Raw genomic sequence first — 8990 nt, 5'->3', positions numbered from 1 at the left:
TTCTTCACTCAATCATTCCGATTCCAATTTCCTATACACGGGCTCGAAGCCCCAACATACTTAAACCTGATTCAAGAATGTCAGTGAAGAAGCTCGGTTTTTACTGCGGGCTTATACTACGCTCATGGGACTATGTTCGAGCTTTCTCTCACTTCTCACTATAATCCAAAAAGAAAAATAGAGGGTAGAATCAGCCGTCACTGACCCTACCCTCTAATCTTAGTATGTTTTGAGGGATCTTCTTTATTGGTCAGGTACTTTTATCACCGCTCTGGTAAGAGTGTCGCTTCCTTGATGCGTTTTTTCGTTTATATAATAGAAGAAAAAAATAGTTAAGAGGTCAAGCGGTGTTTGAGAGCAAACATTTTTTTCATCAATGTTTGATTGATTTTCGCGAAAAGTGCTTCCCATTCAAGCGAATTCAAGATACTTGATAGCAGCAGCAGTTTCTCGGTCACGGCAACTTCTTCATAACTATCAGTAATGATCAGATCGGATTGTTCGATGTCCTGTGTAAAGGAAACAGAGGACTCAGAATAGATGGCACGAATCCGAGTTTCGATCATTTTTTTTGTGCGGTATTGGATCGTGGTCCGCACATAGATTTGGATTTTGGGGGTCTCATGCATCCGGGTTTCAAGATAAAGGAGCTGAGTCAAATAAGAGAGTTGTTTCTTGACAAAGAATTCCTTGTCAAAATCAGCATGAGGATACTGCTGTGCATGCTGGGTCAGGAGACTGGCGATGGCGGAATAAGTCCGGTCATCATGGTAAAGCGTGTCGTCGGTCAGCAAACTGTATTCCAAGTTCCAGACTTCTAACAAATCGACATCGATCAAAATCGAGAGATTGAAAAAAAGCAGACAGCTATTCAATAGTTGCTCAAAATCAGCTTTTTCCATTGCTGGCACAAAAGTCTGTTGCCAATCTTGTATCATGCCGGAAAAAAACTGCACCAATGGTTTTTCTGATTGGTGGAAGGCATCCGTGATATCGGTATTTTTTGCACGGTCGACAGCGGCAGGGAGAAAGATATGTAGAAAGAAATTCAGATACAAATATTCTGCCTGAACTGTTTCTTCTTTTATCGTACTCACTGACAAAGGAAAGGAATCAAGCACTTCTTCGGGCAAAAAGGCATAGAAATTTAAGAGCGCTTGATACTTTTCAGGAATCTCAGGCACATACTTCTTTTGTGAAGTACGGATCATGATTGTCTTCCAAAAAGCATAGAGTTTGTTCTTTGTTAGCTGATCCAATCCAGCAAAATCAAAGAAATCAGTGAATCGTTCCGCCTCAGAAAAAGTAGTATTTGGTACCAGTGACAGATAGGAGGGCGCACTTTGCGTCAAAAAGCTGTAGATGAAAATCCGAATATCAATCTCTTTTCCTGCTATTTCAATGGTATTTTCGACATTGGTAATCACAGATAAATGGAAAGGTTTGAGGATCTGATTGACTTTTTTTACCAGACGATACATATGTGACTGACTAACGTGAAGGTCGCTGCACAACTGAGCCATCGATGAATTGGTGTGACTGATCAAGTATTGGACAAGTTGATATTGTGGAGAATTGAGCAAGTAATAGTAAATCAACTGAGAATAACAAGGAGCATCCGTTGTTTTTATTTCAATATAATACTGATTATAAGAATTTTTTGACAATGCCAAATCAACGGACAGTTGCTTCAAGTCTTCATTAAGGAAATAAATATGTTTTTGCAGACTTTTAAGCGGAATCTGCAACACTTTTGACAGCTTTAATAATGTAATACCATTTGTATTACAAACAAGTTTGAAAATTTCTAGCTTTTTTTCTTCTGCGGGAGAAATGAACTCTCTGTACATCTGAATTCTCCTTTTTTGCTCCAAATTTACGCTAAACAGGAGGGTCGTTTTGGAGACTTCCCAAACCCTCTTTTAGGCACTTTTGATTATACTAAGTACAAATGAGAAGTCAATGCAGGAATGCAAAGCAAAGGTTGAGAAATACATGATAGTTTTTTTGCGAACAATGGATTGATCACTCATTAAATAAACGTAAAAGAAGGAATGAATGATGAAAAAAAGGATGTTGGTATTAGGAGTTTTAGGGTTAGGAAGTTTAGCACTCCCGGTTGCTGTGTTCGCTGAGGAAGCAAATCCCACTGTAGAATTATCCAGTCAAGCATCGCTAACGATCCAAGCAGGAAATCTTTCCCTTGACACGGTCTCAAGCTTTAATTTTGGTGCAAAGTCAATTGCTGAGGTGAGTCAATCTGGCGAACCCGTAAAAACGCAGGATACACAAACAACCTCTGTGTCTGACTTTCGTGGTCCTAACACAGTAGGGTGGCAGCTGACCGCCAAACTTTCGAAACTGGAAACAACAGATCAGAAGCAGTTGGCAAATGCTAAGATGACGCTGATAGGGACGGAAACAGAGGGCGATTCAACGTTGAATGCCAGTGCGAATTTGGTTGCTGGAGCCACGGATCCTACCGTAATTGCAACAGCGAACGGCACAACTGGATTGGCGATCAACACCATTGATTTTTCTCAAACAACATTGACGATCCCCAAACAAAATGTTAGTGGCGGAGAATATAAAGGAACGATCACTTGGATTTTGACGAATTCATACCAAGCGGATTAAAAGGTAAAAAGACAATGAAAAAATTTCTTCAGAATGTCGCATGGGTTTTCTTTTTAATCAGTTTAGTCTATTTTCCGGTGACTCGTGGTTATGCTGAGACCACAAAATTCAATGTAACGCCAGAACTTCCCCAAAATCAAGCGAGTGACGCCACCTATTTTGACTTGCTGGTAAAGAAAGAGACCCTGCAAGAGTTGACAATTGTCCTGCACAATACAAGTTCTGAAGAGATCACCATTGCAGCTGATGCACAAAACAGTTTTACTGCTTCGACAGGTATCATAAGTTATCAGAAAAAACAGACAGCTGAAAAGTATGCAGGAAAATCTTTTACTGGTTTCATTACCAAGCCCCACCAAGAAGTTCAACTGCAACCAAACGAACAAAAGAAACTGACCTTTACACTGGATTTAAAGGATACCACCTTTACCGGAGAAATCTTAGGTGCCTTTTTATTTGAAGAAATCCGGCAGGCAACACCTTCTGAAACAAAGGCGACTCTTCAGTCCCGCTATCAACTAGAATTAGGTGTTCGATTACGCCAAAGCTTAAATGAGCTACCAAAACCGGAACTGGCATTGATTAAAACAAAAGCAGTCGAAAAAAATGGGTTACCGACTTTAATGAGCAGTATCAGTAACGATCGTCCCGTTGCTTTTGGCAATATTTCAGTGGTCACCACTATTCGGAACCAAGAGAATGAAGTCGTTGGTGGTTTTAAGGCTGAGAACTTCCAATTTGCTCCCAATTCTCAATTAGATCTATATAGTGAATTTGAGCAAGAAGAACTTGTAGCTGGTACGTATAAGATACGCATCGAATTGTCATCTAAAAAAGGCACATGGGTTTTTGATGATACGGTAAAAATCGATCCTCAGTCAGCAAAAGCAATCAATCGGACAACGATTTATGCTGCTGCGATTGGACAAAAATACACATTGCTCTATCTTTTGATAGCAGTGATCATTGTGCTAGTGGCAATTATTTTTATTCTATTGATCAAACGACGCAAAAAATCAGAAGAAAGTGAGGAAAGTGAATGAACAAGCGAAAACATCATTCCCCAGTGATGCGCTTCAGAAGCAGATTCCCTGGCGTGTTCCTACTCGCTCTCACAATTGCTTTCTTCTTAGGCAGTTACACAACTGCCCAGGCGGCGGTTGTCCCACCTAGCTTTTCCACATTACCGATTAATCAATCGATGATTTCCACTGCTGGAAAAGCTGGATCTGCGCAAGGTAAAGAGGGCTTTAACTATGTTCAGATCAATGATAGTACCACGAATTCCAGTGGTGCGGTCTGGTTTAACAATCCCATCTCATTTACCAGAGATTTTCATCTGGAGATGGCCTTTTTCATTGAAAATACAGCAAATGATAGCGATGGCTTGGCATTTGTGATGCAAAGCAGTGGACCAAAAGCGATTGCCGCAGATGCGGGTTCCACGCTTGGTGTTTGGGCAACGATCACTGGAACTGATCCTTTAAATAAAGGCGCAATTCCTAACAGTATCGCCATTGAATTTGATACCTATTACAATAACGATGGCTCTGTTCTCAGTACGGATTATTCTATGGATAAAGAAGTGACCACTAAAGGTCATCATATTGCTTGGGCGTACCCAGGTGCGAATAGTTCCTATAAAAACGATGGGATCGTTTTGAAGTATGACAAAGTTTTACATCACAACAATACCGTTGGAGTCACTGATCTTTCTGACGGCAAGTGGCATACGTTTATCGTGGACTATAACAAAGCTGCCCAGCAGTTTCATTACGCTGTGCCAGATTTCAATGTTGATGTAACGATTCCTGTTGATGCCACATTTAAAAGCAACCTAAATCTGACTAATGGGGCACCGGTTTATTTTGGCTTTACAGGAGCCAATGGCGGCTATGCACAAAATAAAGCCGTTTCTTTTGTAGATGTTCAAGGGCTAGTGAATATTGATTTACGAACAGGTATTTTCCAAGCAGACACAGGAAACCTTTTGTTAGATACGGAATTTGAAGTGACGGAACCGGTTAAGGTTGATGCGACGAAAGAAATCACCTATGCGACTTACATTAACTATGATCAAACCAGTGATTTGGCTGCGTTGAGATCCGGAATCAAAGTCACACTTGCACTGCCGGAGAATCTCGTCATCGTAGACAATGTGTATTTTGGAAATGCCGATGACCTTATGACGGGTGCATTACCCAGTGGCGGAACTGCTCTCGAATATACGAGAGATTCTCAGCAGCTCACAGCTACTTTACCGGAAATGACCAGAGGGAATGGCTATCTCCTTCACTTTACTGTTCGTTATCAAGGGGTTCCGAAAGATACTAATATTGAAGAAGTGATCCCAGCAATGACTATTTTTAATGGCAATGCCTTCGTATCAAGTAGGCAATCAGGTGGTGATGATAGCCATGTGTATACGATCAAAGGCATTCTACCGCCGTCATTGACTGCTGGTGCTGCGACTGTCTTAGAGGCGCAAAAAACAGCGACGATCCAGCGGCAGAATCGAAATGTTTATACACAGATCACTTTAGAAGACAAGAATTCCACGCAAGCGCAATTATTTATCAGTGACTTTTATGCACAAGAAAAAGAACTGACAACCGCTGATTTTTCACAAAAAGCAGTGATTCAGCGTAGTGATTTGTCCGATCCTTTTCAATATACGTTAGAATTAGATACGAGCGGTCTTACCCCCGGGACCCACTATTATTTTGCTGGTTATGTTGTTGATACTGAAGGCAATTCTTCCCCAATCCACTATTTTGCCATTGACTTTAGAGGAATTGTCCAACTGCTATCTGCTCCGGAATCACTCATGGGAAAAACTGTAACCATCAATGAGTTGGCACGGGCAATGGATTCGGAGGGATGGGTGCTGCTAGAGGTCTCAACAGCAACCAGTTCGATTCTTGAAATCAGCAATACCAGCGAAGGAACCTGGCAGTTGTCCGGTCAAACAACCGCTTTTTTAGACAAAGAAAAGGCTCTGGCTGATGAGGTTCAATTGGTCTTATACGATCCTGATGATCACTCGCTGTTTTGTACCATTACATCAGATAAGAAAGTGCTTTTCGAGGCGAACACTCAAACGAACAAACATCTTTCCCTTGATTTAACTCAGTATGATTGTTATTTACGTTTTGCCCCCCAGATAGACTCTCTTACCCCCGGGACCTATCAAGGAAATGTAAATTGGCAGTTAGATAGCACCATTACAGACTAATGCACGTTGGTCAAGAATGGAAAAATCTTTGATGGATCGAAGGTTTTTCCACAAAAAAAAACGCCATTTTTGGCGTTTTTTTTGCTTGTTAAGCAAAGATGGTAAATCAGCTTTCTCGATCTTTCACTACTTTTAAGACTAAGGAAAGGGCAGCTAAAGCAAAACTGCCATATTTGACAAATTTTTCAAGAGACTCGATGGTTTGTTTTTTATTCTGCTTGCAGGCGGCACATGTCGTTTCATCGCCAACCAGTTTGTTTCCGCAGCGACAGTGTTTTTTCATTGGACACACCTCCTTTTCCAGCTCTTTTAACCTATTATCCATTATACATGGTCAATGAATATCTGTCTGAGATAATGCTGTTCTATAAGAAAGCGACTCTTTTTGCCAAGAACGAACCAGTGACAAAGAGGCGAGTTTCTCACAAAAAAGCTGTTTGTTAAAAGCGTCGGTGAACTATGGCTGAAAGGGTCTAAAAGCTTGGTGCGTTAACGATTCTCTTTCTCATTTAACGGTTTTTTGTTTCATTTGCGCCATGCAAGTGTTACGCTTTTGGTGAAAGGTGAGGTGGATAAAATGAATCGTTTAAGTAAATTTTTGATTGCCATCGGTGTAGGTGCCGCGGCATTGATCGCTGAATTTGGCTTTGGACAACCTCGCATTGCATTTGCTCTGGTGGCAATCATCGGGGGCTTGACTGCGCTGATGATGCTGATTGATATGATTCAAACATTACGTTCAGGAAAATATGGCGTTGATCTGTTAGCAATCACAGCGATTGTCGCTACACTTGTGGTGGGGGAATATTGGGCCAGCTTAATGGTCTTGATCATGCTGACAGGTGGCGATAGTCTGGAAGAATATGCCAGCAAACAAGCCAGTCGAGAACTTCGGCAGCTTCTGCAGCGTTCGCCTCAGACAGCCCATCGACTCAATGATAAGAAAGATGTTCCTGTCGAGGAACTAACTATTGGTGATTTGGTCATTGTCCGTCCCGGAGAAATCGTTCCCGTGGATGGCTGTGTCACGGAAGGCAGTACGCTGGTAGATGAGTCTTCTTTAACCGGTGAATCGCAACCTGTAGAGAAAAATCCCGGCGATGAACTAATGTCTGGTTCCGTCAATGGGGAAACCGCGATTACCTTTGAAGTGACAAAAAAAGCGGCAGACAGTCAATACCAGATACTTGTACGTTTAGTCAAAGAATCCGAAGCAAAACCTGCGCGTTTTGTGCGTTTGGCAGATCAGTATGCAGTTCCCTTTACTTTGGCTGCTTATGTGATTGCAGGAATTGCTTGGTTTGTGTCAAAGGACCCTGTTCGTTTTGCAGAAGTCTTAGTCGTAGCGTCTCCTTGCCCATTGATTTTAGCAGCCCCCGTGGCATTAGTCGCCGGCATGAGTCGTTCCAGTCGTAATGGGATCGTTATGAAGAATGGCACCACTATTGAGAAATTAGCCAAAGCCAAGACGATCGCTTTTGACAAAACGGGTACATTGACAGAAGGCAAACTGCATGTTGAGAAAATCTCGGTAAATGAGGACCAGCTTTCCGTCGAAGAGTTGTTACGCTTAGCAGCCAGTGCAGAACAAGATTCTACCCATATTTTGGCTCGTTCATTAGTTGCAGCTGCACTCGAGAGAAAATTAGCGCTGCTGCCAGTCTCGAATTTGAAAGAAGTTGTAGGGCAGGGAATCGAAGCCACGGTTTCTGGTCACAGGATCAAAATCGGGAAGCCCGCGTTTGTCGGAGCAGTCGGCGTAGATGAAGCCAAGACCAATGTCTGTGTTGGCATAGATGGAGAATGGGCCGGAACGATCTTTTTTGAAGATACATTACGGAAAGAAGCCAAGGGAACCGTTGAACAGCTGCGTCATCAAGGGTTGAAAAAAACGATTATGTTGACCGGCGATCAAGCCTTCGTGGCTCAGAAAATTGCGGCAGAAGCAGGTATTGAGACTGTTCTAGCAGACTGTTTGCCAGCAAAAAAAATTGCCGTCATTCAACAGACAGAGCAATCTGAACGTCCGATCATTATGGTGGGGGATGGTGTCAACGATGCTCCAGCTTTAGCAGCTGCCGATGTGGGGATCGCGATGGGCGCCCATGGAACCAGCGCAGCTACCGAAGCAGCCGATACTGTGATCTTGCAAGATGATCTAAGCAAAGTTTCTCAAGCGGTACAAATTTCCCAAGATACCATGAGAATCGCTCGTCAATCGGTCTTGCTTGGTATTTTTATCTGTATTGTTTTGATGCTGATCGCCAGTACAGGGGTGATTCCCGCATTGTTTGGTGCACTTTTACAAGAAGTGATCGACACAGTATCCATTCTTTCAGCACTTCGGGCGAAGAATGATCATTCTCCCCAACGAGTTATGATCAATCAGCAGGCACATTAACGAAAGGGCCGTGACAAACAAGCAGTTCCCTTAGCGATTGATTTGTGGTTCTTGACACAAATCAATCCGCTAAACAGGAGTGCTTGCAGAAGTCAGGGCTTTTTTTGCGCAGTTTCTGCCAAAAGAAGTTATTTTCTAGTGATAGATAAGTTATCCAAAGATTTATTTTAGTGAGACAAATGTGCTTCCTTTTAGTGAAACCGATTGCGAAGGCTGTTTTTAGGCGTTATTCTCATATTTTTCTTCGTTATTCCCTCAAATTGAGAATAATTTTAGTCGATTTTATGATATATATATATGTAGGAAGTTTCAGTGGGTCTACTGTGAACTATCCGTATGAAAGGATTGGTAATTCACGTGATTGATTTAATGCTTTATAAAGAAACAACTGACTATTTGGATAAAGTGATCGACAAAGCAGTGCTTGACCTTGTGGAGGTAGACTATCCTAAAGTGTACGCCTACATTCACCAATTGATCGATTCCTTCAAATGTGCTGTAAAACAAATAGATGGTTCAAACTTTTGGGAACTGTTCCCAGAAATACTTGGCTATGATTCACGGTTTGTTTTATTGAATTCGTTGATTCTTGTGCGGGATGAATTCTTGACAGAAGAAGAAATCATCCAAATGATCGAGAATGATTATACGAATTTAAATAAAGAATCTTGTGGTTATTCCTTGAAGGACCAGGAACATGAAAGCCTTATTTTTAAT

At 41.8% G+C, this 8990-nt stretch carries 7 protein-coding genes; 5 read left to right on the top strand and 2 right to left on the bottom strand.

The window, feature by feature from the left end:
• Positions 1–332: 332 nt before the first annotated feature.
• Entirely contained in the window at positions 333–1850 is a 1518-nt protein-coding gene (locus Q0A12_RS09900; RefSeq protein WP_291292488.1) for a helix-turn-helix domain-containing protein, read from the bottom strand.
• 211 nt (positions 1851–2061) lie between these two features.
• On the opposite strand from Q0A12_RS09900, the gene Q0A12_RS09895 reads away from it, so the two are divergent.
• From Q0A12_RS09895 to Q0A12_RS09885, 3 genes are read left to right on the top strand one after another with little or no spacing between them, the layout of a single operon-like run.
• Positions 2062–2637 carry a WxL domain-containing protein gene (locus Q0A12_RS09895; protein ID WP_291292487.1) on the top strand — a complete coding sequence of 192 codons (576 nt, stop codon included), beginning with the start codon at positions 2062–2064 and terminating at the stop codon, positions 2635–2637.
• Between the two features lie 14 nt (positions 2638–2651).
• Positions 2652–3680 carry a DUF916 and DUF3324 domain-containing protein gene (locus tag Q0A12_RS09890; RefSeq protein ID WP_291292486.1) on the top strand — a complete coding sequence of 343 codons (1029 nt, stop codon included), beginning with the start codon at positions 2652–2654 and terminating at the stop codon, positions 3678–3680.
• Positions 3677–5872 (top strand): legume lectins beta domain protein, encoded by a 2196-nt coding sequence (locus Q0A12_RS09885; RefSeq protein WP_291292485.1) that lies wholly within the window; start codon positions 3677–3679, stop codon positions 5870–5872. Before Q0A12_RS09890 ends, Q0A12_RS09885 begins: the two co-directional genes overlap by 4 nt.
• Positions 5873–5978: 106 nt before the next feature.
• On the opposite strand, the gene Q0A12_RS09880 is transcribed toward Q0A12_RS09885, so the two are convergent.
• Positions 5979–6155 (bottom strand): acetyl-CoA carboxylase, encoded by a 177-nt coding sequence (locus Q0A12_RS09880; protein ID WP_291292484.1) that lies wholly within the window; start codon positions 6153–6155, stop codon positions 5979–5981.
• 294 nt (positions 6156–6449) lie between these two features.
• Here Q0A12_RS09880 and Q0A12_RS09875 point away from each other — a divergent pair, with 294 nt between their 5' ends.
• Together Q0A12_RS09875 and Q0A12_RS09870 are read left to right on the top strand one after the other, a co-directional pair.
• On the top strand, positions 6450–8273 hold the full coding sequence (locus Q0A12_RS09875; protein ID WP_291292483.1) for a heavy metal translocating P-type ATPase: 1824 nt from the start codon (positions 6450–6452) through the stop codon (positions 8271–8273).
• 336 nt (positions 8274–8609) lie between these two features.
• The coding region (locus tag Q0A12_RS09870; protein ID WP_291292482.1) for a hypothetical protein at positions 8610–8990 on the top strand (381 nt) is incomplete at its 3' end.

Source organism: Enterococcus sp., from assembly GCF_022711995.1.
Taxonomy (GTDB): Bacteria; Bacillota; Bacilli; order Lactobacillales; family Enterococcaceae; genus Enterococcus_D.
Note: the sequence above shows the minus strand (reverse complement) of the source record. Positions and strands in the feature narration are given on the sequence as shown.

Excerpts from the sequence above, each read along its gene's own strand:
- Q0A12_RS09900 (WP_291292488.1), bottom strand. The coding sequence starts at position 1,850 with ATGTACAGAGAGTTCATTTCTCCCGCAGAAGAAAAAAAGCTAGAAATT.
- Q0A12_RS09895 (WP_291292487.1), top strand. The coding sequence starts at position 2,062 with ATGAAAAAAAGGATGTTGGTATTAGGAGTTTTAGGGTTAGGAAGTTTA.
- Q0A12_RS09890 (WP_291292486.1), top strand. The coding sequence starts at position 2,652 with ATGAAAAAATTTCTTCAGAATGTCGCATGGGTTTTCTTTTTAATCAGT.
- Q0A12_RS09885 (WP_291292485.1), top strand. The coding sequence starts at position 3,677 with ATGAACAAGCGAAAACATCATTCCCCAGTGATGCGCTTCAGAAGCAGA.
- Q0A12_RS09880 (WP_291292484.1), bottom strand. The coding sequence starts at position 6,155 with ATGAAAAAACACTGTCGCTGCGGAAACAAACTGGTTGGCGATGAAACG.
- Q0A12_RS09875 (WP_291292483.1), top strand. The coding sequence starts at position 6,450 with ATGAATCGTTTAAGTAAATTTTTGATTGCCATCGGTGTAGGTGCCGCG.